Annotated in this window: 21 protein-coding genes; 10 read left to right on the top strand and 11 right to left on the bottom strand. The window is 71.9% G+C overall.

Features of this window, described 5'->3' with window-relative positions; translation table 11 throughout:
• Window positions 1–60: 60 nt before the first annotated feature.
• Genes ABZ738_RS02960 through ABZ738_RS02950 form a run of 3 tightly spaced genes read right to left on the bottom strand, consistent with a single transcriptional unit; the run spans window position 61 to window position 2,326 of the window.
• Entirely contained in the window at window positions 61–672 is a 612-nt protein-coding gene (locus ABZ738_RS02960; protein WP_131052719.1) for a hypothetical protein, read from the bottom strand.
• Window positions 673–707: 35 nt separating this feature from the next.
• The gene (gene ychF, locus ABZ738_RS02955) at window positions 708–1,793 is read right to left on the bottom strand and encodes a redox-regulated ATPase YchF (RefSeq protein WP_131052720.1); all 1,086 of its coding nucleotides are present in this window, start codon (window positions 1,791–1,793) and stop codon (window positions 708–710) included.
• A 47-nt stretch (window positions 1,794–1,840) separates the two neighbouring features.
• Window positions 1,841–2,326: a hypothetical protein gene (locus ABZ738_RS02950; protein ID WP_176095184.1), complete on the bottom strand. Its 486-nt coding sequence runs from the start codon at window positions 2,324–2,326 to the stop codon at window positions 1,841–1,843.
• A gap of 231 nt (window positions 2,327–2,557) precedes the next feature.
• Between ABZ738_RS02950 and ABZ738_RS02945 the strand changes: the two genes are divergently transcribed.
• From ABZ738_RS02945 to valS, 5 genes are all read left to right on the top strand, one after another.
• Window positions 2,558–4,162, top strand: coding sequence for an AlkA N-terminal domain-containing protein (locus ABZ738_RS02945; RefSeq protein ID WP_131052722.1), 1,605 nt, complete (start codon window positions 2,558–2,560; stop codon window positions 4,160–4,162).
• Window positions 4,159–4,713: a methylated-DNA--[protein]-cysteine S-methyltransferase gene (locus tag ABZ738_RS02940; RefSeq protein WP_176095186.1), complete on the top strand. Its 555-nt coding sequence runs from the start codon at window positions 4,159–4,161 to the stop codon at window positions 4,711–4,713. The genes ABZ738_RS02945 and ABZ738_RS02940 overlap by 4 nt, the downstream gene beginning before the upstream one ends.
• Before the next feature lie 361 nt (window positions 4,714–5,074).
• Window positions 5,075–6,874, top strand: a complete 1,800-nt coding sequence (locus ABZ738_RS02935) for an ABC transporter transmembrane domain-containing protein (protein WP_357210923.1) — start codon at window positions 5,075–5,077, stop codon at window positions 6,872–6,874.
• Complete coding sequence (locus ABZ738_RS02930) at window positions 6,871–8,817, top strand: ABC transporter ATP-binding protein (RefSeq protein WP_357210558.1); 1,947 nt, start codon at window positions 6,871–6,873, stop codon at window positions 8,815–8,817. Before ABZ738_RS02935 ends, ABZ738_RS02930 begins: the two co-directional genes overlap by 4 nt.
• Window positions 8,818–8,862: 45 nt before the next feature.
• Window positions 8,863–11,427 carry a valine--tRNA ligase gene (gene valS, locus ABZ738_RS02925; RefSeq protein ID WP_131053874.1) on the top strand — a complete coding sequence of 855 codons (2,565 nt, stop codon included), beginning with the start codon at window positions 8,863–8,865 and terminating at the stop codon, window positions 11,425–11,427.
• A gap of 150 nt (window positions 11,428–11,577) precedes the next feature.
• Here valS and ABZ738_RS02920 read toward each other — a convergent pair whose 3' ends face one another.
• The 4 genes from ABZ738_RS02920 to ABZ738_RS02905 are packed head-to-tail and all read right to left on the bottom strand — an operon-like array spanning window position 11,578 to window position 15,026.
• On the bottom strand, window positions 11,578–12,288 hold the full coding sequence (locus ABZ738_RS02920) for an ABC transporter permease subunit (RefSeq protein WP_131053875.1): 711 nt from the start codon (window positions 12,286–12,288) through the stop codon (window positions 11,578–11,580).
• Window positions 12,288–13,241, bottom strand: coding sequence for an ABC transporter ATP-binding protein (locus ABZ738_RS02915; protein ID WP_357210554.1), 954 nt, complete (start codon window positions 13,239–13,241; stop codon window positions 12,288–12,290). Before ABZ738_RS02915 ends, ABZ738_RS02920 begins: the two co-directional genes overlap by 1 nt.
• A complete protein-coding gene (locus tag ABZ738_RS02910; protein ID WP_131053877.1) occupies window positions 13,238–14,119 on the bottom strand; it encodes an ABC transporter permease subunit in 882 nt (293 codons plus the stop codon). Before ABZ738_RS02910 ends, ABZ738_RS02915 begins: the two co-directional genes overlap by 4 nt.
• On the bottom strand, window positions 14,112–15,026 hold the full coding sequence (locus ABZ738_RS02905; RefSeq protein WP_357210551.1) for an ABC transporter ATP-binding protein: 915 nt from the start codon (window positions 15,024–15,026) through the stop codon (window positions 14,112–14,114). The genes ABZ738_RS02910 and ABZ738_RS02905 overlap by 8 nt, the downstream gene beginning before the upstream one ends.
• Window positions 15,027–15,289: 263 nt before the next feature.
• Between ABZ738_RS02905 and ABZ738_RS02900 the strand changes: the two genes are divergently transcribed.
• The 4 genes from ABZ738_RS02900 (at window position 15,290) to galT (ending at window position 20,440) form a co-directional block, all read left to right on the top strand.
• Window positions 15,290–16,849, top strand: coding sequence for a glycosyltransferase family 2 protein (locus ABZ738_RS02900; protein ID WP_357210548.1), 1,560 nt, complete (start codon window positions 15,290–15,292; stop codon window positions 16,847–16,849).
• A 107-nt stretch (window positions 16,850–16,956) separates the two neighbouring features.
• A complete protein-coding gene (gene cysC, locus ABZ738_RS02895) occupies window positions 16,957–18,486 on the top strand; it encodes an adenylyl-sulfate kinase (protein WP_176095191.1) in 1,530 nt (509 codons plus the stop codon).
• A 92-nt stretch (window positions 18,487–18,578) separates the two neighbouring features.
• The gene (locus tag ABZ738_RS02890; RefSeq protein ID WP_131053881.1) at window positions 18,579–19,367 is read left to right on the top strand and encodes a DeoR/GlpR family DNA-binding transcription regulator; all 789 of its coding nucleotides are present in this window, start codon (window positions 18,579–18,581) and stop codon (window positions 19,365–19,367) included.
• Window positions 19,364–20,440, top strand: coding sequence for a galactose-1-phosphate uridylyltransferase (galT, locus tag ABZ738_RS02885; RefSeq protein WP_357210543.1), 1,077 nt, complete (start codon window positions 19,364–19,366; stop codon window positions 20,438–20,440). Before ABZ738_RS02890 ends, galT begins: the two co-directional genes overlap by 4 nt.
• 364 nt (window positions 20,441–20,804) lie before the next feature.
• Here galT and ABZ738_RS02880 read toward each other — a convergent pair whose 3' ends face one another.
• Both ABZ738_RS02880 and ABZ738_RS02875 read right to left on the bottom strand, forming a co-directional pair.
• Window positions 20,805–22,022, bottom strand: a complete 1,218-nt coding sequence (locus tag ABZ738_RS02880) for an NADP-dependent isocitrate dehydrogenase (protein WP_131053261.1) — start codon at window positions 22,020–22,022, stop codon at window positions 20,805–20,807.
• Between the two features lie 165 nt (window positions 22,023–22,187).
• Entirely contained in the window at window positions 22,188–22,586 is a 399-nt protein-coding gene (locus ABZ738_RS02875; protein WP_131053262.1) for a VOC family protein, read from the bottom strand.
• A gap of 82 nt (window positions 22,587–22,668) precedes the next feature.
• On the opposite strand from ABZ738_RS02875, the gene ABZ738_RS02870 reads away from it, so the two are divergent.
• Window positions 22,669–23,436, top strand: a complete 768-nt coding sequence (locus tag ABZ738_RS02870) for a TetR/AcrR family transcriptional regulator (protein WP_236145737.1) — start codon at window positions 22,669–22,671, stop codon at window positions 23,434–23,436.
• A gap of 124 nt (window positions 23,437–23,560) precedes the next feature.
• On the opposite strand, the gene ABZ738_RS02865 is transcribed toward ABZ738_RS02870, so the two are convergent.
• Window positions 23,561–24,511 (bottom strand): malate dehydrogenase, encoded by a 951-nt coding sequence (locus ABZ738_RS02865; RefSeq protein ID WP_131053264.1) that lies wholly within the window; start codon window positions 24,509–24,511, stop codon window positions 23,561–23,563.
• Window positions 24,512–24,610: 99 nt separating this feature from the next.
• Window positions 24,611–25,471 carry a bifunctional methylenetetrahydrofolate dehydrogenase/methenyltetrahydrofolate cyclohydrolase gene (locus ABZ738_RS02860; RefSeq protein WP_176095192.1) on the bottom strand — a complete coding sequence of 287 codons (861 nt, stop codon included), beginning with the start codon at window positions 25,469–25,471 and terminating at the stop codon, window positions 24,611–24,613.
• Window positions 25,472–25,644 lie beyond the last annotated feature (173 nt).

The raw sequence follows: 25,644 nt of genomic DNA, 5'->3' as shown, positions 1-25,644 counted from the left end.
GGCAATCACGTGGAAGTCCATCGGGCTACGTGACCGGGCACCGTCAGGCGGCGCGGCCGGTCAGCGACGCCGCATCCAGCTCGGAACTGGCGGCACCGAGACTCGCAACGGCCCGCGTCGGTCGCGGATGTACGTCGCGTAGTCCGAGAAATGGCGGCGGCGACCCAGGTAGTGCGGGTAGTGGTCGAAATGCCACCGGCAGTCCTCAAGGAAATCGGTGTGGTCATCCAGCCCGAGGCGGGCACATGTCCGAGCGAAATCGTCCAAGCCGATCATCATCTCGGCGCACTGGGCGGGCGTCGCGCCATCGGCACCCCACAGCACCCCGGCCGGGAGTTCGTGAACCACGTAGTCAAGCCATTCGCGGTCATGGCGGTAGCGGGCCTGGTCGTCGTCGGCCAAGGCGATCACCAGGCTCTGCTCGCCCTCGGTGGTCTCGATCCCGTCCGGCAGCATCACGACCATCTCGCCGCCGTCGACACTCCCCGCCCCAGCCTCGATCCAGAACTCGATCGGGAAACGCGATCGCGCCGTCACGGTGAGCGTCGTGAGGACGGGCACCTCCGCGACGATGCGATGGTGACGCCCTCGGGCGTCGCGAACGGACGCCTCGACCCAGCCGGGAAAGTCGTCCGAGTGCCAACGCACAGCCACCGCCCTCAGCTTCACCATGGAGCGAAGCCTAGGTGGCAGACGTTGGACCAGGATCAGACGTTGAAGCGGAACTCCACCACGTCGCCGTCCTGCATCACGTACTCCTTGCCCTCGATGCGGACCTTGCCCGCCGACTTCGCCGCCGCCATCGAACCGGCCGCGACCAGATCGGTGTAGGAGACCACCTCGGCCTTGATGAAGCCGCGCTGGAAGTCGGAGTGGATCACCCCGGCGGCCTCCGGCGCGGTCGCGCCGACCGCGACCGTCCAGGCCCGTGCCTCCTTGGGGCCGGCGGTGAGGTACGTCTGGAGGCCGAGCGTGCGGAAACCGACGCGGACCAGCTGGTCCAGCCCCGGCTCCGACTGGCCGATCGACTCCAGCAGCTCGCGGGCCTCCTCCTCGGGCAGGTCCACCAGCTCCGACTCGATCTTGGCGTCCATGAAGACCGCCTCGGCCGGGGCGACCAGCGCCCGCAACTCGTCGAGGAACTCGGCGTTGTTGAGCTCGGCCTCGTCGACGTTGAAGACGTAGAGGAACGGCTTGGTGGTGAGCAGGTGCAGCTCCCGCAGGTGCTCCAGCTCGATCTTGGCTGCCGCCGCGCCCGCGTACAGGGTGGTGCCGCCGTCCAGGACCTCGACGGCCTGCTTGGCGGCGGTCACCGCGGCGGCCCGGTCCTTGCGGAGCTTGGCCTCCTTCTCCAACCGGGGCAGCGCCTTCTCCAGGGTCTGCAGGTCGGCGAGGATCAGCTCGGTGTTGATCGTCTCGATGTCGTCGGCCGGGGAGACCTTGCCGTCGACGTGCACCACGTTCGGGTCGGAGAAGGCCCGCACCACCTGGCAGATCGCCGAGGCGTCGCGGATGTTGGCGAGGAAGGCGTTGCCCCGCCCCTGTCCCTTGGAGGCGCCCCGGACCAGGCCGGCGATGTCGACGAACGACACCGGCGCGGGAAGCACCTTCTGCGAGTCGAAGATCTCGGCGAGCTTGACCAGCCGCTCGTCCGGCAGCCCGACCACGCCGACGTTTGGCTCGATCGTCGCGAACGGGTAGTTCGCGGCGAGCACGTCGTTCTTGGTCAGCGCGTTGAACAGGGTGCTCTTGCCGACGTTGGGCAGGCCGACGATGCCGATGGTGAGACTCACGACGAGCCAGCTTACGCCGTTACCCGCCGACCACGGTCAGCGGTGGGTCAGCTTCGCCGGCTCGGGCCCGCCTGCCGGGGCACCAGCGTGTCGACCCGCAGCGAACCCGGGGCCAGCTCGGCCGCAGCGGCCAGCGGCAGCGTGAACCGGGCGTCCGCGGTCGGGTCGGCACCGTGCGACTCGCCGAGCATCCAGTGCACCTCGTCGGCCGTCCAGCCCAACGTCGACCGGGTGGCGATCTCCCGGAGCAGTCGCAGTGCGGCGCGGGTGTCGTCGTCGTAGAAGCGCATGCACCAGTGGTGCACCCACATGCCCAGGGCCCGTACGCCGTCGTGGTCCAGCGACCGCAGCAGGCGCCCGCAGGCGGTGTCGCCGAAGGCGCGCCCCGGGTCGTCGGCACGGTCCCGCTCGATGGCGCCGACCGCCGCCGGGGCGACGACGCGCATCCGCTCGTAGAAGCGTTGGACGACAGCCTCGTCCAGCGGGGGGTGTCCCTGCCTCGACGCCGATGCCCGACCCGCCACGCTCGCCATCACCGCGCCCCTTCTTGAGTTGGTGGCCGCACGCTACCGACCACAACCGACACTTTCCCCGCGCCCACGTCGCACCCGTGCCCACCATCCCGCCACTCGCCGCAGCTCGCAGCGGGTATGGATGTAAGGAAGGGACCCTTCCTATACACGAGGCGTTAGTAGGGGACCCCTCCTTGCACCGGGTCCGAATTCCGCCAGCCGGAGGTCGGCGGGAGGCGCATCATCGGTGACGTGGATCTGGACTTCGAGCGGTGCTACCGGGCTGTCGACAGCCGCGACCAGCGGTTCGACGGCTGGTTCTACACCGGCGTGACCTCGACCGGGATCTACTGCCGGCCGTCCTGTCCGGCGGTGACCCCGAAGCGGCGCAACGTCCGGTTCTTCCCGTCCTCGGCGGCGGCCCAGCGGGCCGGACTGCGTGCCTGCCGACGGTGCCGGCCGGACGCCTCCCCCGGCTCGCCCGAGTGGGACGTCCGTGCCGACGTGGTGGGCCGGGCGATGCGGTTGATCGCCGACGGCGTGGTGGACCGCGACGGCGTGCCGGGGCTGGCGTCCCGGCTCGGGTACACCGAACGGCACCTGCACCGGATGCTCCGGGCGGAACTCGGCGCGGGGCCGCTGGCGCTGGCCCGGGCGCAACGGGCCCAGACCGCCCGAACGCTGATCGAGACCACCGGACTGGGCCTGGCCGAGATCGCCTTCGCCGCCGGTTTCGGCAGCGTCCGGCAGTTCAACGACACCGTCCGCGAGGTCTTCGGCGTACCCCCGTCCCAGTTGCGCAGTGTCCGCAGGTCCGACGCGGGCGGTGCGGGGACGGTCACCGTGCGGTTGGCGTACCGTCCGCCGCTGCACGCCGCCGCACTGCTCGACTTCCTGGCCCAACGGACGCTGCCCGGGGTGGACGAGGTGCGCGACGGGGCGTACCGCCGGGGGTTGCGGCTGCCCCACGGCCCCGGCGAGGCCGTGTTGACCCCTGCGGACGGGTACGTCGTGGCCACGCTGCGACTGACCGATCTGCGGGATCTCGCCCCGGCGGTGGCCCGGTGCCGGCACCTGTTCGACCTCGACGCCGACCCGGTCGCGGTCGACCAGACCCTGGGTGCCGATCCGGCGCTGGCCGGCGCGGTGGCTACCGAGCCCGGCATCCGTGTCCCGCACGCGGTGGACGGCTTCGAGACGGTCGTCCGGGCGATCGCCACCCAGCAGGTCTCGCTCGCCTCGGCCCGCACCACGCTCACCCGGCTGCTCGCCGCGATCTCCGACGCCCCGCCCGACACGGGCACCCTCAGCACAGGCACGCCCGGCACGCGGACGCGCGGCGTGGGCGGCCGACCCGAGCCAGGCACCAGAGCCCAAGCCGGCACCAAGGCCGAGGCAGACAGGATCGAAGCAGGCGACGGGCCGGGGGCAGGTGACAGTGGTTACGACGACGACCGCCTGCGGGAGCGGCAGGGCTGGCTGCGCGGGTTCCCGACGGCGGAGGAGATCCTGCGGGTGCCCGACGCGGGTTTCCGGATGCCGGTGGGCCGGCGCGAGACGATCCGGCGGGTGGCCCGGGCGGTCGTCGACGGCGGACTCGACCTGGCACCCGGCGGCGACCGGCAGGAGACCGCACGGCGGTTGACCGCGACGTCGGGCATCGGCCCGTGGACGGCGGGCTACCTGGCGATGCGCGCGCTCGGCGACCCGGACGCGTTCCTTCCCACCGACCTGGCGGTCCGCCGGGGAGCTGCCGCCCTCGGCCTGCCCGACGACCCGACGGCCCTCGACGCGTACGCCACCGCATGGCGCCCCTGGCGCTCGTACGCGGTGATCCGACTCTGGAGAGCAGCATGAACCCGACCTTGGAGAAGAGTGTGAACCCCACCTCGCAGAGCCCGGCCGACCCGACCGTCGACTACGCCACCGTGAACACTCCGGCCGGTCCGCTCACCATCCTCACCGGTCCGGACGGCGCGGTACGGTCCGCCGGTTTCACCGCCGACCCGGCACTCCTGCTGCCGCTGATCCATCCGCGCCTGCGGGGCACCCTTCGGCAGCATCGGGACCTCGGCCCGGTCACCGACGCCGTCACCCGGTACCTCGACGGTGACCTGACCGCGATCGACGCGGTGCCGGTCGAGCAGTACACCGACGGGGTGTTCCTGGCCCACGCCTGGCAGGTGCTGCGGGAGGTGAAGCCGGGTGAGCCGGTCACCTACACCGCGTACGCGGGACTGGCCGGACGCCCCGCCGCGATCCGCGCCGCCGCAGCGGCCTGTGCCCGTAATGCCGCTGCCCTCTTCGTCCCGTGTCACCGGGTGCTGCGCACCGACGGGACGCTGGGCGGATACCGCTGGGGACTGCCGGTGAAGGAGTGGCTGCTCGCGCACGAGGGAGGCCGTTGAGGCGCGGGGCCCGACCCGCTTCGCCGCGAGCCGCGCCAGTGCTGACGGCCGGCTGGCGGAAGGGGGCCCGGGCGGCGGAACTGCAGGCGGTAGTTCTCGATGACCGCGATCGCCCCATCCGGACAGCCGGAGTGGCTGCCCGCAGCCCCGGACGCTCCCCTGTGGACAACCGTCCGACAGGGCAACATAGCTGACAACAAACCGACACCGGTGACCCGGCGTTTGCCGCTACCGTCGGGTAGTGGCTGCGGGGAGCGACGGCGGCCCGACCGACCGGGGCGAGGTCGGACGACATCCGCTGCGGAACCTGTGGCGGCTGCGCCGCTACCTGCGCCCACACGCCACCGAGTTCGCCTGGCTGATGCTGGCCGGGCTCGCCGCCACCGGCGCGGGCATCGCCGTGCCACTGGTGGCGCAACGGGTGGTCGACGGTCCGGTGGCCGCGCAGGATCTGCCAGGGCTGCTCAGGCTCGGCGCGCTCGCGCTGGCGCTCGGGCTGGCCGAAGCCGTGCTGATCTTCATTCGACGGTGGGTGCAGTCGTCGTCCTCGGTGGCGATGGAGGCGACCATCCGCGCCGACGTCTACGCCCATCTGCAACGACTACCGGCCAGCTTCCACGACCGGTGGCCGTCCGGTCAGCTGCTGTCCCGGATCACCAGCGACCTGTCCGTGCTGCGCCGGTTCCTCTCCTTCGGGCTGTTCTTCCTCATCCTCAACCTGGTCACCTACCTGGTCGTCGTGGTGCTGCTGATCCGGCTGCACCCGGTCCTGGGGTTGCTGGTGGCGGCCAGCGCGGTGCCGCTGTTCCTGATCGCCCGCCGCTTCGGCCGGCACTACCACACCGCGTCCCGACGGATGCAGGACCAGCAGGGCGACGTCGCCACGCTGGTCGAGGAGACCGCGCAGGGGCTGCGGACCATGAAGGCGTACGGGCGGGGACCGCAGTTGACGGCCCGGTTCGCGGGTGGCACCCGGGCGTTGCACGACACCGGGGTGGGCAAGGGGCGGCTGCTCGCCCGTACCTCCGCCCTGCTCGACCTGGTGCCCAACCTGACGCTCGGCGTGGTGCTGGTGGCGGGCGCGGCGGCCGTCGCCACCGGCCGGCTCACCATCGGTCAGCTCGTCGCGTTCGTCAGCCTCCAGCTCATGCTGATCTGGCCGGTGCAGTCGCTGGGTTGGATCATCGCCAACGGGCAGGAGGCGGCCACCGCCGCCGACCGCATCCAGGAGGTGTTGGACACCGCACCGGGCATCGTCGACGCGCCGGGTGCGGTGGCTCTCTCCGGTCCGGCGGTACGCGGGCGGCTGCGCTTCGAGGCAGTGACGTTCCGCTACCCGGGCAGCACCACCGCCGTGCTGCGCGGCATCGACCTGACCGTGGAGCCGGGCGAGACGCTCGCCGTGGTCGGTGCCACCGGCAGCGGCAAGAGCACACTGCTGTCGCTGGTGCCCCGACTGCACGACGCGACGGGCGGCCGGATCACGCTGGACGGGCACGACCTGCGGGACCTGGGGCTGGCCTCGCTGCGTGGGCTGGTCGGGATGGCCTTCGAGGAGCCGACGCTCTTCTCCATGTCGGTCTGGGAGAACCTCACCCTGGGTCGGCCCGACGCCGGGGAGGACGAGGTCCGGGCGGCACTCACACTGGCCCAGGCCGAGTTCGCGTACGACCTGCCGTGGGGTCTGCGGACCCGGCTCGGTGAGCAGGGGCTCTCCCTCTCCGGCGGCCAGCGGCAGCGGTTGGCGCTGGCCCGGGCGGTGCTCGTCCGGCCCGCCGTGCTCGTCCTCGACGATCCGCTCTCCGCGCTCGACGTGCACACAGAGGCGCTTGTCGAGTCGGCGCTGAAGCGGGTGCTGCGCGACACCACCGCGCTCCTGGTGGTGCACCGGCCGTCCACGATCGCCCTCGCCGACCGGGTCGCGTTGCTGGAGCAGGGCCGGATCACCGCGATCGGTCCGCACGCCGAACTGCTGGCCACGGTGCCGGCGTACCGGGCGGTGCTCTCGGCCGAACCGACCGAACGGGTCGGCCCCGAACGGGTCGCTCCGGCTGGACCGGCTGCTCCGGTCTCCCCGGCCGGGCCGGACGAACCGGTCGCACCGCCGCCCCGGGCGTCCGCCGACCCGGCACCCGACGGCTCACCGCTGGTGCGCTCATGACCGGCGCCGCCGGACCCGAACCGGCCGCCCCCGCACCGACGGCCGCCGATCCCGCGCTGTCCGGCCCGACGATCGCCGCACCGACGACCTCCCGCCCGACGGTCGCCGACCCGACGCACTGGCGCGGCATCGCCCCCGACCCGCACGCCGACCGCAGCCTCGCCGAGGACACCAGCCCGGAGGCGGTGGCCCGGTTGCGCGCCCGCAGCCGGGCGCTGCTGGCCGACGTGCTGCGCCCGCACCGCGCCCGGCTGGGCGCCGCGGTGGCGCTGCTGCTGACCCAGAACGCCGCCGCCATGTCCGGGCCGTACCTGGTGATGCTCGGCATCGACCGGGCCATCGACCCGTTGCGCGAGGGCCGGCCCGGTCCGCTGGTCGCGGTCGCGGTGGCCTTCGCCGCCGCGGCCGGCATCGAGTACGCGGCCCGGCGCGCCTTCCTCGCCCTCTCCGCCCGGATCGGCCAGGCCGTCCTGCTCGACCTGCGCCAGCGGGTGTACGCGCACTTCCTGCGCCTGCCGGTGGCCTTCCACGAGCGGTACACCTCGGGCCGGATGATCTCGCGCCTGACCAGCGACATCGACTCGATCGCCGAGTTGGTCGACGGAGGCGTGGAGAGCCTGGTGATGGCGGCTCTGACGATCGTGTCGGTGGCCGGTATCCTGCTCTGGCTGGACCTGCCGCTGGCGGCGGTGACCCTGCTCGCCTTCCCGCTGCTGTTCTGGTTGTCCCGCTGGTTCGCCCGCGCCTCGGCCGCTGCGTACCGCCGGACCCGAGAGGCGATGGCGCTGGTCATCGTGCACTTCGTGGAGTCGATGCGCGGCATCCGGGCGGTGCAGGCGTACCGCCGGCAGGAGCGCAACCAGCAGATCTTCGCCTCGGTCAACGACGACTACCGGCACAGCAGCCGGCACGCCTTCCGCCTGATCGCGACGTACTCCCCGGGGATCAAGCTGATCGGCAACGTCACCGTGGCGGTGGTGCTCTGCTACGGCGGCGCGCGGGTGCTGGGTGGCGAGACCGGCGTGGGCGTGCTCGCCGCCTTCCTGCTCTACCTGCGCCGGTTCTTCGAGCCGATGCAGGAGCTGAGCCAGTTCTACAACTCGCTCCAGTCGGCCACGGCCGCGTTGGAGAAGCTCGCCGGGGTGCTCGACGAGCGTCCGGAGGTCGCCGAGCCCGCGCAGCCGGTGCCGCTGCCGCGCGGGCCGACCCGGGGCGCGGTGGAGTTCCGGGACGTGTCGTTCGGCTACCACACCGGGCGGGCGATCCTGACCGGCCTGGACCTCGACATTCCCGCCGGGCAGACGGTGGCGCTGATCGGGCCGACCGGCGCCGGCAAGTCCACCGTCGCCAAGCTGCTGGCCCGGTTCCACGATCCGACCGGCGGCACGGTCAGCCTCGACGGCGTGGACCTGCGCCAGGTGGCCGACACCGAGTTGCGCCGGACGATGGTGCTGGTCACCCAGGAGACCCACCTGTTCGGTGGCACGGTCGCGGAGAACATCCGGTTCGGTCGGCCGGACGCCGACGACGCCGCCGTCGAGGCCGCCGCGCGGGCGATCGGCGCGCACGACTTCATCGCCGCGCTGCCCGGCGGGTACGCCACCGAGGTGCACCGGCGCGGCGGCCGGCTCTCCGCCGGGCAGCGGCAGTTGGTCGCGTTCGCGCGGGCCTTCCTGGCCGATCCGGCGGTGCTGATCCTGGACGAGGCCACCTCGTCGCTGGACGTCCCGACCGAACGTCTGGTGCAGCACGCGCTCGGCACCATCCTGCGGGACCGGACCGCAGTGGTGATCGCGCACCGGCTCTCCACGGTGGAGACCGCCGACCGGGTGCTGGTCCTCGACGGCGGCCGGATCGTCGAGGACGGCCCCCCGGCCCGACTGGTCACCGAGGGAGGCCGGTACGCCGCGCTGCACCGCCAGTGGCGCGACTCGCTGCTGTAGAAATTCCGGTGACCGCCCCCCTGGTCCCCCGCCTACGATCGACGGATGACTGATACGGCGAGGACGGCCCGCACCGGCGTCCCCGAGCGTCCGACCCTGGACGGACTCGAGGAGACCTGGTCGCGCCGCTGGCAGGAGGAGGGCACGTACACGTTCGACCGCACGAAGGAGCGGTCGGACGTGTACGCGATCGACACCCCGCCGCCGACCGTATCCGGCGAACTGCACATGGGGCACGTCTTCTCGTACACCCACACCGACCTGGTCGCCCGCTTCCAGCGGATGCGGGGGCGGACGGTCTTCTACCCGATCGGATGGGACGACAACGGACTGCCCACCGAGCGACGGGTGCAGAACGTCCACGGCGTGCGCTGCGACCCGAGCCTGCCGTACGACCCGGAGTGGCAGGCACCGCAGGCGCCGGTGGACGACGCCGCCCGCAAGGACCCGACCCCGATCTCCCGGCGCAACTTCATCGAGTTGTGCGAGCGGCTGACCGTCTCCGACGAGCAGGTGTTCGAGGCGTTGTGGCGGCGGCTGGGGCTCTCGGTGGACTGGTCGCTGATGTACACCACGATCGGTCCGGCGGCCCGGGCCACCTCGCAGCGGGCCTTCCTGCGCAACCTGGCCCGGGGCGAGGCGTACCAGGCGGAGGCGCCGACGCTGTGGGACGTCGGTTTCGCCACCGCCGTGGCCCAGGCCGAACTGGAGGACCGGGAGCGCCCCGGCGCGTACCACCGGCTGCGGTTCCACGGGCCGGACGGGCGCGAGGTGCTGATCGACACCACCCGCCCGGAGCTGCTGCCGGCCTGCGTCGCGCTGGTCTGCCACCCCGACGACGAGCGGTACGCCGACCTGGTCGGCACGGTGGTGCGCACCCCCGTCTTCGGGGTGGAGGTGCCGGTGCGCGCGCACACGCTGGCGGACCCGGCCAAGGGCACCGGCGTCGCGATGGTCTGCACGTTCGGTGACCTGACCGACGTGACCTGGTGGCGGGAACTGGACCTGGAGACCCGGGTGGTGATCGGCCGCGACGGACGGCTGCTGCCGGAGCCACCGTCCGGGGTGCCCGGCGGCCCGTACGCGGAGCTGGCCGGGCAGACCGTGAACGGGGCCCGGCGTCGTCTGGTGGAGTTGCTCGTCGACGCGGGTGACCTGGTCGGCGACGTGCGACCGATCACGCATCCGGTGAAGTTCTACGAGCGGGGCGACCGGCCGCTGGAGATCGTCTCGACCCGGCAGTGGTATCTGCACAACGGTGGCCGCGACGCCGACCTGCGCGAGGCGCTGCTGGCCCGGGGGCGGGAGATGCGCTGGGTGCCGGAGCACATGCGGCACCGCTACGAACACTGGGTGAGCGGCCTGACCGGCGACTGGCTGGTCAGCCGACAGCGATTCTTCGGCGTGCCGGTGCCGGTGTGGTACCGGCTCGACGACGTTGGCGAGCCGGACTGGTCCCACCCTCTCACGCCGGAGGACTCCGCGCTGCCGATCGACCCGTCCGAGGACGCCCCGCCGGGTTACGACGAGTCGCAGCGCGGCGTGCCGGGCGGATTCGTCGGCGATCCGGACGTGCTGGACACCTGGGCCACCTCGTCGCTGACCCCGCAGCTCGCCGGCGGCTGGGAACGTGACCCGGAACTGTTCCGGAAGATCTTCCCGATGGACCTGCGCCCGCAGGGCCAGGAGATCATCCGGACCTGGCTCTTCGCCACCGTGGTCCGGGCCCACCTGGAGCACGGCACGCTGCCCTGGCACACCGCCGAGTTGTCCGGCTGGATCCTCGACCCGGACCGCAAGAAGATGTCCAAGTCCAAGGGGAACGTGGTGACCCCGATGGCGTTGCTGGAGCAGCACGGCTCCGACGCGGTGCGCTACTGGTCGGCCAACGGCCGGCCCGGCACCGACCTGGCGTTCGACCCGGCACAGATCAAGGTCGGTCGGCGGCTCGCCACCAAGCTGCTCAACGCGTCGCGGTTCGCGCTCGGGCTCGGTGCCGCCGACGCCCTGCGCGCCCCGGCGACCACCCCGCTGGACCGGGCGGTGCTGGCCGAACTGGCGTCAGTGGTGGCGGCGTCGACCACCGCGTTCGAGGCGTACGACCACACGGCCGCGTTGCAGGCCGCCGAGTCGTTCTTCTGGCGGTTCTGCGACGACTACATCGAGTTGGTGAAGGAACGCGCCTACGGCACCGGTGCCGGGGCGGACTCGGCCCGGGCAACGCTGGCCACCGCGCTTTCCGTGCAGCTCCGGCTCTTCGCGCCGGTGCTGCCGTACGCGACGGAGGAGGTGTGGTCCTGGTGGCGCTACGGGTCGGTGCACCGGTCGCCGTGGCCCACCACGTACGAGGTGAACCGGGCCGTCCAGGGCGAGGGTGATCCCGCGCTGCTGCGGTTGGCCTCCGACGCGTTGGGGCAGGTCCGGCGGGCCAAGTCGGAGCGGAAGCTGTCGATGAGGGCGGAGGTGCCGCTGGCCGAGGCGCTCGGTCCGGCGGCCCTGCTCGACCAGCTCACCGAGGTCGCCGACGACCTGCGGGCGGCGGGCCGGATCGGCAAACTCGACCTGCTGCCGGACCGCACCACCGAACTCGTCATCGCCTGCGCCTTCTAGCGCTTGGGTGAAAGGAAGGGCACCTTGTTAACGCCTGGTGCATAGGAAGGGCCCCCTGCTAACAACCGGCCGGCACGAGCCCGTCGGAACCGTTAACAGGGGGCCCTTCCTATACCGGAGGCGTTAACAAGGTGCCCTTCCTTGCATCCCTCAGCTGGTTTCGCCGGCCACCGAGAAGGACCGTAGGCGGTCGATGGCGAGCAGTGTGAAGCCGACGCTGACCAGTACCATCATCACCGCCGCCACCGGCACGGAGACCGTCGTGTTGAGCAGCTCGGTCGGGGCCAGCCTGTCGGCGACGGCGATCACGTAGTGCTGGATGGACAGCACCCGGGTACCGGTCACCACGTTGCTGAGCAGCCCTTCCCAGATCAGCACGTAGACCAGGCCGAGCAGCACCGGCCGCCGGGTGAGCAGGCTGCTCGCCACGAACAGGGCCGAGTAGGCCAGCGCACCGGCCGTCGCGGCGACGGCGAGCGCCAGACCGAGGCGGACCGAGTCGGCCAGCAGACCGGCGACGAAGAGCGGCACCGCCACGGTGACGGCGGTGGCACCGGCCGCCACCGCCAGCTTGGGCAGGACGATCTGCCAGCGCGGCAGTGGCGTGGTGAGCACGTGCACCACCGTGCCGTCGTCGATCTCGGCACCGAGCACGCCGGTGCCGACGATGAGCGCGATCACCGGCAGCACCACGGCCAGGCCGAGGCCGACCAGGACCGGCGGTCCCCAGTCGGTGGGCTTCACCCCCAGACCACGGGAGAGTACGGCCAGCACCACCAGCAGGATGGGCAACGGCAGCAGCAACAGGAACCGGCGGCGACCGAACAGCCCGCGCGCGGTGATCCAGGAGACAGTGGACATCAGGCCTCCACCAGGTAGGAGAAGACGCTCTCCAGGGATTCGTCCTCGGGCACGAGCTGGCTGACGCGTACGCCCCGGGCCAGCGCCACCTTCGGCAGCGCCCGGGTGAACGAGCCGTAGTCGCCGGCCCGTACGGTCAGCCCGTTGCGGCCCAGCTCGACGCCGCTGACCGAGGGTTCGGCCATCAGCGCGACGGCCAGCGCCCGGTCGTCGGTGGAGCGGATCGCGAAGACGTGCGGCCGGTTGGTCATCAGTCGGCGGATGGTGCGGAAGTCACCGGAGGCGGCGAGCCGGCCGGCGACCATCACCTGCACGGTGCCGGAGACCTGCTCGACCTCCTCCAGAATGTGCGAGCTGAACAGGATGGTGCGACCCGCGTCGCCGAGCGAGTGCAGCAGCTCCATCATGTGCAGCCGCTGGCGCGGGTCCATGCCGTTGAACGGCTCGTCGAGCAGCAGCACCTGCGGTTCGTGCACCAGCGCCGCCGCCACCCGGGCCCGCTGCCGCATGCCCTTGGAGTACGTGCCGATCCGGCGGTCCTGCGCGCTCTCCAACTCGACGAGGGCGATCGCCCGGCGGGCTGCCTCCTTCGGGTCGGGCAGCTTGTGCATCCTGGCGGTGGCGAGCACGAACTCGTACGCGGTGAGGAACGAGTGCACCGCCTCCCGCTCGCTGACCAGCCCGAGCCGGCGGTACACCTCGGGGTTGCGCCAGGTGGGCCGCCCGTCGAGGGTGACCGCGCCCCGCGACGGGGCGAGGAATCCGGCCATCATGTGCAGCAGCGTGGTCTTGCCGGCCCCGTTCGGTCCGAGCAGACCGGTCACCCCGGGGCCGAGGGACATGCTGACGTCGTTGACCGCGACCACGTTGCCGTACCAGCGGGAGACCCCGGCCAGGTCGAGGCTGCTGGTGGTGGTGGCCGTCGGCGCGGCGGCGGAGGAGGTCGTGGTCATCGTGCGGCCACCTTCCGGTAGCGGGCCAGCAGCAGGGCGACGCAGCCGGCCACGAGCGCGACGGCGGCCACGGCGTACAGCGGGCCGAACGGGCCGAGGTCGGGCACGAAGGCGTCCTGGTCGGTGATCAGCAGGTCGCGCAGTGTCCAGACGCCGACGCCCTGCACCAGGGTGGACGGCGAGGCGAGACCGGAGAGCTGGTTGGCCGCCTGTGAGGGCAGGATCGACATGGTGCCGACGATCGGCGTGGTCATCAGGAAGACCGCGACGATGCCACCGGCGGCGAAGGCCCGCTTGCCGGTCAGCGAGGCGACCAGCAGGCCGATCGAGGCGAAGACCGCCGCCCAGAGCCCGGCGTAGAGCAGCCCGCCGGTCAGGTCCACGAACTCGTCCCAGACCGCTCCGGGACCGTCCAGCGTGAACGCGCCGCCGAGGAACATGAACAGCTGCGGCGCACCGAGCAGCAGCCAGAGCGAGGTGACCAGGGCGAGCAGCTTGGCCAGCGGGTAGTCGGCGCGGGGCAGCGGCCGGGAGAAGTACAGCGGCAGCACACCGCTGCGCAGGTCCCGCGAGACCAGCTCGGGCGCGGCCACCGCGACGAAGAACAGGACCAGCCAGCTCATGTTGTCGGCGAACTGCGCGTACGTCATCACGACCTCGCCGAACTGGGCGCGGATCGCGGTGGCGGCGACGGCCACCATGAGCACGATGCCGACCACCAGCCAGGGGAAGATCTTCGCCTTGGCGCTGCGCCCCAGACCGAAGGCGGTGCGTACGCCGTGCAGGTAGAGCGATCCGAAGACGTACCGGCGGCCGAGCCGGGGACCGGTGTACCGCTGGTAGCCGATGTCGTGGATGACGCCGGTCGGCTCAGGCATGGGTGCTCTCCCTCCGGGAGAAGAGTTCGGAGACCCGGTGTCGGCGCTGGTCCAACCGGTGCAGCGGCAGGTCCAGCTCGGCCACCGCACCGAGGATCAGGTCGTAGGTGCCGTCGTCGGCGAGCGGGACCAGGAGCAGTTGCCCCTCCCGGTTCACCGGCAGGTCGAGCGCGGTCAGCCGGGCCGCCAGTTCGTCGGTGCCCTCGCTGACCTCGACGGCGAGCACGTCGAGGGCCGTGGTCATCGCGGCGATGTGGTCGGCGCGCAGCAGCCGCCCGCCGTCGATCGCGACCAGCGTGTCGCAGATCCGCTCGACCTCGCCGAGCAGGTGGGAGCAGACCAGCACGGAGATGCCGAACTCGGTGCCGATCCGGTGCACCAGGGCCAGCATCGCGTCCCGGCCGGCCGGGTCGAGACCGTTGGTGGGCTCGTCGAGAAGCAGCAGGTCGGGGTCGTGCACCAGCGCCTGGGCCAGCTTGACCCGCTGCTTCATGCCGGTGGAGTAGCCGCCGACCGGGCGGTGTCGCTCCTCGTGCAGCCCGACGTGGCGCAGCGCCTCGGAGGCACGTTCCCGCGCGACCGTCTTCGGCAGGCCGCTGATCCGCCCGAGGTGGGTGACCAGTTCGGCGCCGGACAGGTCGGGTGGCAGGCAGTCGTGCTCCGGCATGTAGCCGACCCGGGCGCGTACCGCCGTGGGATCGGTGGTGGGGTCGAGGCCGAGTACGCGTACCTGGCCACTGGTCGGGGCGAGCAGGCCGAGCAGGAGCTTGATCAGCGTCGACTTGCCGGCGCCGTTGGCGCCGACCAGCCCGACTATTCCTGGCTCCACCGCTACCGTCAGCTCGGACAGTGCGGTGACCCCGCCGCCGTAGACCTTCGTCAACGACTCGGTTGCGATCAGTGTCACGTCGACAGCCTAGAGAGGGTCGGCAATGTTCCGGACCCCGGTGAGGGCCCCTGTTTCCCCTGATCCTCCCCGGGTGGCCGCCCCCTAGGGTGAGGCGTCCCGGACCTGGGCCGGCATCCCCGCCACCACCGGCACGCCGGAGTCGGTTGCGTACGCCGGGCCGGAAGAGGAGGATTCGACCCCGCACACTCAGTGATCGCGGCATTTGGTACACCATGGAGCATGCGACACGACAACCGGCGGAAGTGGCGGGCAGGAGGACGATGACGGCTGGCGGGCCCAAGGTGAGTGTGGTGGTGCCGGCGTACAACGCGGCCGGGACCATCCAGACGCTCGTCGACTCCCTGCTGCGGCAGTCCATGCCGGCGGCGGAGTTCGAGGTGATCTTCATCGACGACGGTTCGACCGACGACACCGGGGCCCTGCTGGACAAGCTGGCCGCCGCGCACCCGCACATCCAGGTGCTGCACACCGAGAACGCCGGTTGGCCGTCGCGTCCGCGCAACCTCGGTATCGCCCGGGCCCGCGGGGAGTACGTCCAGTTCGTCGACGACGACGACTGGCTCGCCGACGAGGCCCTGGAGCGGCTCCACGCGTACGCGGTGCGGCACGACGCGGACATCGCGATCGGCAGGATGGTCGGTCACGGTCGGACCGTGCCCCGGGAGCTGTTCCGCGTCGACCGCCCCGACGCCACGCTCCACGACGCCCCGCTCATCGACAGCATGACCTGCCACAAGATGTTCCGGCGGGCCTTCCTGCTGGAGCACGACCTGCGGTTCCCGGAGGACCGGAGACGTCTGGAGGACCACCATCTGGTGACCCGGGCGTACCTGCTCGCCCGCCGCGTCAGCGTGCTCTCCGGCTACACCTGCTACCACCACGCCAAACGGACCGACGGCGGCAACCTGACCGCCAGCCGACTCGATCCGGCCGAGTACTTCGACAGTCTGCGCGCCGTGCTGGACATCGTCGACGCGCACGTGCCGCCGGGTCCGCAGCGCGACCGACTGCACCGGCGGTGGCTACGCAACGAGATGCTCGCCCGGCTGCGCGGCAAGCGGCTGCGGGACGCGCCACGGGACTGGGCCGACCAGGTCGTCGACGAGGTCGGCAGGACGATCCGGGAACGGTTCGCGCCGGGGGTCGCCGCCGCGCTGCCAGCGCTGCAACGGACCGTCACCGCGCTCGCCGCCGAGGGCCGCGTCGAGGACCTGCACCGCCTGGCCGAGTGGGAGGCGGGCGTCCGCGCCGTCGTCCGCCTGACCGGGTACGAACTGACCGGCTCGACGCTCGTCGTCACCCTGACCGGTCAGCTACGGACCGGCGACGGGCCGATCACGTTCACCCACGTCGACGGGCGGGACCTGCTCGTCGTACCGGTCGAGGAGATCCCCACCGACCTGCGCGACTGCACCGAGGAGCTGCGGCACGGCCGGCTGGACGTCCTCGCCCGGAGCGCCCGGGACGGCACGGAGTCCTTCCTGCCGGTGAGCTTCGAGGTGAAGCGCGTCACCGTTCCCGCAGGTGGCCTGCGCGTGGTCTACCGGGGCACGGCGACGGTCGACGTCGACACGCTCGACGGCGGTCCGGACCCGGGTGACTGGGCACTGAAGGCCCGGGTGTCCAGCTTCGGCTGGACCAAGGACGCGAAGGTGCCGCTGGCGTTGTCGGTCGGGGCCGACGGCCCGGTGGTGGTGGACAAGCGCCCGAGCACGACTCCCCCGCCACCGCCGGAGAAGGTCGGCCTGTGGCGACGGGTGCAGCGGACGTTCGGCCGCCGTCCCGGCGCGACCGGGCCCGGCGCGGTCGGCGCCACCTGACCCTCGGACGGCCGCCGGGGCCGGTGGGGCCGTGGGAGGAGTGGCGCTCTCGACCGATCGGCGACCGGCTGCGAAACTGTGTGCCGGTCGCCGGAGTTGGGGGTCTGATGAGCAACGGGTGGGTGCTGCCCGACGAGGTGCTGCGGGACGCGCCGACGTACACGCCGCGTCCCGGCGAGCTCGCGGATCTGGAGTTGTTGCTCACTGGTGCGTACGCGCCGCTGACCGGCTTCATGACCCGGGCCGACCTGGTCTCCGTCAGCCGCCGTGGTCGGCTCGTCGACGGCGCACCGTGGCCGGTCGCGGTGACCCTCCAGGTGCCCACGACGCTGGTCCAGGGGCTCGACCTGCACGATCCGGAGCGCCGCACGCTGGTGCTCGCCGACGGTGAGGGAGCGCCGGTGGCGGCGCTGGAGGTGGCCGACGCCTGGCAGGTCCGTGACGGCGTGGCCGGCGTCGGCGGCACGGTCCGCCGGCTCGGCGACGGCGGGCAGGGCCCGTTCCAGCGGCTGCGCCGCCCGCCCGAGGAGATCCGGGCCATGCTGCCGCCCGGCCGGGTGCTCGGTGTGGTCGCCGACCGGCCGCTGCACCGCCCGCAACTGGCCCAGATCGCGCACGCCGTCCGGACACTCAGCGCCCACCTGTTGATCATGATTCCGGTGGGCGAGGAGGGCACCGGGGGCATGCCGCCGGAGGCTCTGGTGCGCGGCGTCTTCGCCGCCCGCGACCGGATGCCGCCGGCCACCCTGGTCGCGGTGCCGTTCTCCCGGCGGCGGGACGAGATCAGCGACGCCCTGCTGCGGGCCCGGGTGTCCGCCGCGTACGGCGTCACCCACCTGCTCTCCACCGGTGAGATGCTCTCCGGTGCCGGGCTGCGGGTGCTGGTGCCCCGGGAGCTCGCGTACGACAACCGCGACGGCCAGTGGCGCTGGCGCGAGGACATCCCGCCGCGCAACCGCCGGTTGGCGCTGACCCAGTCCGAGGTCGACGATCTGCTGGACCGGGGTTTCCCGTTGCCCGAGTGGCACACCCCGCCCGCGGTGGCGAAGGAGTTGACGCGGGCCCGGCCACCCCGGCGGCACCGTGGGCTGGTGGTCTTCCTCACCGGGCTCTCCGGTTCGGGCAAGTCGACGGTCGCCCGGGGGCTCGCCGACACGCTGCGCGAGCAGGGCGAGCGTACGGTGACGCTGCTCGACGGCGACGTGGTGCGCCGCGAGCTGACCGCCGGGCTGGGCTTCAGCAGGGCCGACCGGGACACCAACGTGCGCCGGATCGGCTGGGTGGCCGCCGAGATCGCCCGGCACCGGGGCATCGCCATCTGCTGCCCGATCGCCCCGTACGCCCAGGCCCGGGCGACCGCCCGGGAGATGGCCACGGCGGCGGGCGCCGGTTTCGTCCTGGTGCACGTGGCCACGCCGTTGGAGGTGTGCGAGCAGCGCGACCGCAAGGGCCTGTACGCGCGGGCGCGGGCAGGTCTGCTCACCGGCATGACCGGCATCGACGACCCGTACGAGGAACCGACCGACGCCGATCTGGTGCTCGACACCACGGATCTCGCGGTGGAGAACGCCGTGCACGCGGTCCTGCACCAGCTCACCGAGACTGGCTGGGTCGAGCCGCCGCGTCCCGCGCTCTGACCCGGGGATCGTCCCTTCCGGGAGGTTGCCGACCCGCGCTATGTTTGCCCATGTTCGAAGATGTTCGTTGACGTGGGGCGCGGAGGGTGCCGATGCTCGCCCAACAACGCCAGGCGGCGATCCTGGACCGGGTCCGGGCGACCGGCGGGGTACGCGTCGGTGAGCTGGCCGTCGAGTTCGGTGTCTCCGACATGACCATCCGGCGCGACCTGGACCTGCTGCACGAGCGCGGCCTGCTGGCCAAGGTACACGGCGGGGCCACCGTCGCCGGCTCCACCGACGAGCCCGGCTTCCAGGCCAAGTCGGTGCGCCAACAGGTCGAGAAGGCCGCCATCGCGGCCCGCGCGGCACGACTCGTGCACCCCGGCGCGGCGATCGCGCTCTCCGCCGGCACCACCACCGCCGAGTTGGCCCGACGACTGGTCGACGTGCCGTCCTTGACCGTGGTGACCAACTCGCTGCCGGTCGCCGACATCCTGCACGACCAGGGCCGGGACGACCAGACGGTGGTGCTCACCGGCGGCGTGCGGACGCCGTCGGACGCGCTGGTCGGACCGCTGGCCGTGGCGGCCGTCCGGTCCCTGCACCTGGACCTGCTCTTCCTCGGCGTCCACGGGGTCACCGACCGGGCCGGTTTCACCACGCCGAACCTGATGGAGGCGGAGACCAACCGCGCCCTGGTGGCCGCCGCCGATCGGCTCGTGGTGCTCGCCGACCACACCAAGTGGGGCACGGTCGGCCTCTCCGCCATCGCCCCGTTGTCGGACGCGCACGTGCTGGTCACCGACGACCGGCTGGCTCCGGAGGCCCGCCGGCTGCTCGCCGACCGGGTCGGTGAGCTGCTCGTGGTGCCGGCGACCGGACCAGGAGGGCCGCGATGAGGCGTACCGCGATCAAGCTGGCCGACGGCCGAGAACTGATCTACTTCGACGAACGGGACGACGGCGTCCGGGACCATCCGGACCGGCGCGACCTGCCCCCTCCCCCACCCGCCTCCCAGCTCCGCTACGACCCGCTCACCGACGAGTGGGTGGCGCTGGCGGTGCACCGGCAGACGCGCATCTTCCTGCCGTCGGCCGACCAGTGCCCGCTCTGTCCCTCGACCGACGAGTGGTCCAGCGAGATCCCGGCGCCCGACTACGACGTGGCGGTCTTCGAGAACCGCTTCCCGGCCCTGAGCGGCAACGTGGTCGACGAGCCCACCGAGATGACGCCGTTCACGGCGGTCCGGCCCGGGCAGGGGCGCTGCGAGGTGGTCTGTTTCACCGACGACCACCATGGCTCCTTCGCCGGCCTACCGCCGCGCCGGGTCCGTACCGTGCTCGACGCGCTGGCCGACCGGACCGCCGCGCTGGGCGAGTTGCCCGGAGTGGAGCAGGTGTTCTGCTTCGAGAACCGGGGGGTGGAGATCGGCGTGACCCTGCACCACCCGCACGGGCAGATCTACGCGTTCCCGTTCGTCACGCCGCGTACCCGGTCGCTGTTGGGCGCGGCCCGCCGGCACGCGGAGCGCACCGGAGGCCGGAACCTCTACGCCGACGTGCTCGCCGCCGAACGTGCGGCCGGCGAGCGGGTGGTCGCCGCCAACGACCACTGGACGGCGTACGTCCCGGCCGCTGCCCGCTGGCCGTTCGAGGTGCACCTCGCCCCGCACCGGCCGGTGCCCGACATCCCGGCGTTGGATGAGGCCGAGCGGGACGCCTTCGGCCCGCTCTACCTGGACCTGCTGCGCCGCTTCGACGGCCTGTTCGACGCGCCGATGCCGTACATCGCCGCCTGGCACCAGGCGCCGGTACGCGTGGACCGCGAGCTGGGTCACCTGCATCTGCAACTGTTCAGCGTGAAGCGGGCCGCGGACAAGTTGAAGTACCTGGCCGGTACGGAGTCCGCGATGGGCGTGTTCAGCAACGACATCGCCCCCGAGCAGGCCGCCGCCCGGCTCCGCGCCGTCTGAGTCGACCGCGACGTGCGCGGGACCTGCTGCGGTGACGCGTCGGGGCGGAGAGCAGGGCGCGGGGGGCCCGGGACAGGGCCCCCCGCGGGGAAGGGACGGCTGGCTGTCGGTGACAGCCGAGGAAGGCTGGCTGCTGGGCACGCGTGCCGCGCGGCGGCGACGGTCAACCTTCCAGGACGGGACTGGCATCTCGTCCACCCTGGTCAACGAGGCGCGCCGGAGCGGGTGACGCCGCACGGCGTGTCCGCCCGCGCCGCGCCGCCGGAGCCCGCTAGCCCGCCACCGGCGACCGTCGGCGAGCCCGCCGCAGAGAGCCGCGAGCCCACCGGCGGTCGGCCGGCGGGCTCGCGGATACGGACGGAACTCAGGCGGCCAGGCGGCGGGCCAGGTTCTCGTCGAGCGTGTTCATGAACTCGTCGGTGGTCTGCCACGGGGCGTCCCGCGAGATGAGCAGCGCGAGGTCCTTGGTCATCTGCCCGCTCTCGACCGTGGAGACGATGACCTCCTCCAGGGTGTTGGCGAACTCGGTGACCGCCGGGGTGCCGTCCAGCTTGCCCCGGTGGGCCAGGCCCCGGGTCCAGGCGTAGATCGAGGCGATCGGGTTGGTGGAGGTCTTCTCGCCCTTCTGCCACTGCCGGTAGTGCCGGGTGACGGTGCCGTGCGCGGCCTCGGCCTCGACGGTGCGGCCGTCGGGCGAGAGCAGCACGGAGGTCATCAGACCGAGCGAGCCGAAGCCCTGCGCGACGGTGTCCGACTGCACGTCACCGTCGTAGTTCTTGCACGCCCAGACGTAGCCGCCCTCCCACTTGAGCGCGGCGGCGACCATGTCGTCGATGAGCCGGTGCTCGTAGGTGAGGCCGGCGGCGTCGAACTCCGCCTTGAACTCGTTCTCGAACACCTCGGCGAAGATGTCCTTGAACCGGCCGTCGTACGCCTTGAGGATCGTGTTCTTGGTGGACATGTAGACCGGGTAGCCGCGGTCCAGGCCGTAGCGGAACGAGGCCCGCGCGAAGTCCCGGATCGAGTCGTCGTAGTTGTACATGCCCATGGCGATACCGCCGCCCGGGAAGTTGGCGATCTCCATCTCGACCGGGTCCGACCCGTCGGCCGGGGTGTAGGTGATGGTGACCGTACCCGGGCCGGGGACCACGAAGTCGGTGGCGCGGTACTGGTCGCCGTGGGCGTGCCGGCCGATGATGATCGGCTTGGTCCAGCCCGGGACGAGCCGCGGCACGTTGGACATGATGATCGGCTCGCGGAAGACGACGCCGCCGAGGATGTTGCGGATGGTGCCGTTCGGCGACCGCCACATCTTCTTCAGCCCGAACTCCTCCACCCGGGCCTCGTCCGGGGTGATCGTGGCGCACTTGACGCCGACGCCGTGCTCCTTGATGGCGTTCGCGGCGTCGACGGTCACCTGGTCGTCGGTGGCGTCACGGTGCTGGATCGACAGGTCGTAGTAGTGCAGGTCGACGTCGAGGTAGGGCAGGATCAGCTGTTCGCGGATCTGCTTCCAGATGATCCGGGTCATCTCGTCGCCGTCGAGCTCCACGACCGGGTTGTTTACCTTGATCTTCGCCATCGGCCGGCGCTCCTCTCAGGGGACACATGCTCAAGCAGTACGAGCGTACTGGATCCGCCCCGAGCGGAAACATCGCGGCCACCCGTTCGCCGGCGGGCAGGTGCCGGACGCGGCCTCCGGGCCCGACGGGAGTTACCCCGCCAGACCCGGCGCATGCGCAGTGGATCAGTCGGCCTGCTCGGTGCCGTGCAGCCACTGGACCACCTGCAGGATCACCCCGTTGGGGTCGGTGACCTGGAAGAACCGCTCCCCCCAGGGCTCGGTCTGCAACTCGGTGACGATCGGCACACCGGCGGCCTGGAGGCGGGCGTACTCGGTGTCGATGTCGTCCACCACGAAGACGACGAGCAGGCCCTCGGCCCGCTGATCCTTCAGGCTCGGGGGCTGGAGGCTGGCCAGGCCCGTACGCAGGAAGATCAGGTTGAAGCCGACCCCGTCCCGGGCCAGCGAGACGAACCCGTCGGCCGACATCTCCTCCCGGAACCCGAAGTGCTGCTTGACGAACTCGGCCGACGTCGTCACGTCCTCGACGTTGAGCGAGATGGCCGAACCGGTGATCTGCATGCGCTCTCCCACCTTGCGGAAACTTACTCCGTACATTGTACATCGTACTGCGTACAGAGATTTGGCCTGCAAAGATCGGAGAGTGCCCGACCATCACACCGGAGGCGGCGATCCCGCCCACACGCTGCGCCTGCTCTGGCGGCAGCCCGACGCCGACCCCCCGCGCCGCGGCCCCCGCCAGGGCCGCTCGTTGGACGAGATCGTGATGGCCGCCATCGCGCTGGCCGACGCCGAGGGGCTGGACGCGGTGACCATGCGAGCGCTCGCCCAGGCCGTCGGCGTGGCACCGATGACCCTCTACACGTACGTGCCGGGCAAGGCCGAGCTGCTCGACCTGATGTTGGACGCGATCTATGCGGACATGCCCCGGCCGGACCTCTCCGACCAGCCGTGGCGGGTGCGGGTGGCGGCGCTCGCGCAGGACAACCGGGAGCTCTTCACCGCCCACCCCTGGGCCGCCGAGGTCGCCACCGGTCGCCCGCCGCTGGGGCCGGGCCTGATGGCCAAGTACGAGCACGAGCTGCGCGCCTTCGACGACACCGGCCTGGACGACGTCACCCGGGACGCCGCGTTGACCTTCGTCCTCGACTTCGTCCGGGCCGCGGCCCGCTCGGCGGCCGAGGCGCGCTCCGCTCGACAGCAGAGCGCCTGGACCGACGAGCAGTGGTGGACAGCGAACGCCCCCCTCCTGGCCCAGGTCCTCGACGAACAGCAATACCCCACCGCCGTACGCGTCGGCGCCGCCGCCGGCACCGCCCAGAACGCCGCCTACCACCCCGACCACGCCTACACGTTCGGCCTGACCCGCATCCTGGACGCCCTGACCACCCTCATCGACCAGTCGAGTTGATCAAGAAGTTTGCATTGCCGAAGAGCGATTCGGAGACGCAAACTTCTTGATCAACCCGGGGGTGGAGACAGCGCAGCGCCCCACGACCGGGAGAGGGCGTGGGGCGCTGGGTGGAAGGTCGGGGTTACATGTTGACGACGTCGGCCTGCTTGGCGCGGACGGCCTCGGCGGCCTCCTTGAGGCTGGCCAGCTCGTCGGCGTCCAGGTCGGTCTCGACCACCCGCTTGACGCCCTCGGCGCCGATCGCCGCCTCCACGCCCAGGTAGACACCGGAGATGCCGTACTCGCCGTCGACCCAGGCGCAGACCGGCATGACCTCGCCGGAGTCCTCGGCGACGGCCTTGGCCATCCGCGCCGCGGCGGCCGACGGGGCGTAGTACGCCGAACCGGTCTTGAGCAGGGCGACCACCTCGGCCCCACCGTTACGGGTGCGGACGACCAGGTCCTCGATCTGCTCGGCCGGCATCACCTCACGCAGCGGCTTGCCGTTCACGCTGCTCTGCGACGGCACCGGGACCATGGTGTCGCCGTGCGACCCCAGGGTCAGCGTCTTCACCGACTTCACCGGTACCTCCAGCGCCTCGGCGACGAAGTTGGAGAACCGGGCGGTGTCGAGCATGCCGGCCTGGCCGAGCACCCGGTTACGCGGGAACTGGGTGGCGATCTGGGCCAGCGCGGTCATCTCGTCCAGCGGGTTGGAGACCACGATGACGACGGCGTTCGGGGCGTACTTGGCGACGTTCTCGGCGACCTGGCGCACGATCTTCGCGTTGGTCTCCAGCAGGTCCATCCGGCTCATGCCCGGCTTGCGCGGCAGGCCGGCGGTGATGACGACGACGTCGGAGCCCTCGATGCCCTCGTAACCCTCGCCGGTCGGGCTGGTGGTGACGCCGACGACCTTGGTCTCGAAACCCTCGACCGCACGGGACTGGTTGAGGTCGAGGGCGATGCCCGCGGGCTTGCCCTCGATGATGTCGGTGATCACGACGGTGTCGAAGACGTCGTACTCGGCCAGGCGCTGCGCGGTGGTGGAGCCGTAGAATCCGGCGCCGACGACAGTGACCTTCTTACCCATGGTCGTCCCACTCCCTGCTACCAGTCGGTTTTCCGGACGGTATCAGCCATCCTGGCACCGGGCAGGGCAGGGGCGGACGGTTATGGGCCTTCCGTCACCTCAGCCGCGTTCGGCCCGCTCGACCACGTTGGTCAGCAGCATGGCGCGGGTCATCGGACCGACCCCGCCGGGCATCGGCACCACCTTGCCTGCCACCTCGAAGACCTCCGGGTCCACGTCGCCGGTGTAGCGACCCTTGCCGTCGGAGCCGATCACCCGGGTGATGCCCACGTCGACCACGACCGCGCCCGGGGTGACCATCTCGGCGGTGAGCAGGCCGGGTACGCCGGCCGCGACGATGACGATGTCGGCGGCACGGGTGTGTGCGGCGAGGTCGAGGGTGCCGGTGTGGCAGAGCGTCACGGTGGCGTTCTCGCTGCGCCGGGTCAGCAGCAGCCCGAGCGGACGCCCGACGGTGTTGCCCCGGCCCACCACCGCGACGTTGGCGCCGCGCAGCGGCACCTCGTGCCGACGGAGCAGTTCCACGATGCCGCGCGGGGTGCACGGCAGCGGCGCGTCGTAGCCGAGCACCAGCCGACCCAGGTTGACCGGGTGCAGGCCGTCGGCGTCCTTGTCCGGGTCGATCAGTTCGAGCACCCGCTGGGTGTCCAGGTGTGCCGGCAGCGGCAGCTGGACGATGTAGCCGTGGCATGCCGGGTCGGCGTTGAGCTCCGCCACGGCCTGGTCGACCTGCTCCTGGGTCGCGTCGGCCGGCAGCTCCCGCCGCAGCGAGGCGATGCCCACCTCGGCGCAGTCGCGGTGCTTGCCGTTGACGTACGCCTGGGAACCGGGGTCGCTGCCGACCAGGACCGTGCCCAGCCCCGGCACGGTCCCCCGTTCCGCCAGGGCCTTGACCCGCGTCCGCAGCTCGTCCTTGATCTCCGCCGCAGTCGCCTTGCCGTCCAGAAGCGTCGCCGTCACGACCTGATCGTCTCACGCCCACCACCGTCGCCTCCCCCGACCTGGCGGGCCGACGACGCGGACCACGAAACTACTTTCCGTAAGGTGTCGTTCCTCACTCGGAGTGACGGCTTGTGCCGCCGGCCACGACGGCTCCGGACAACGGGCGCACGAACACCCGCAACCCGACGATC

This window comes from Micromonospora sp. NPDC047793 (genome assembly GCF_040642635.1).
Taxonomy (GTDB): domain Bacteria; phylum Actinomycetota; class Actinomycetes; order Mycobacteriales; family Micromonosporaceae; genus Micromonospora.
Note: the sequence above shows the minus strand (reverse complement) of the source record. Positions and strands in the feature narration are given on the sequence as shown.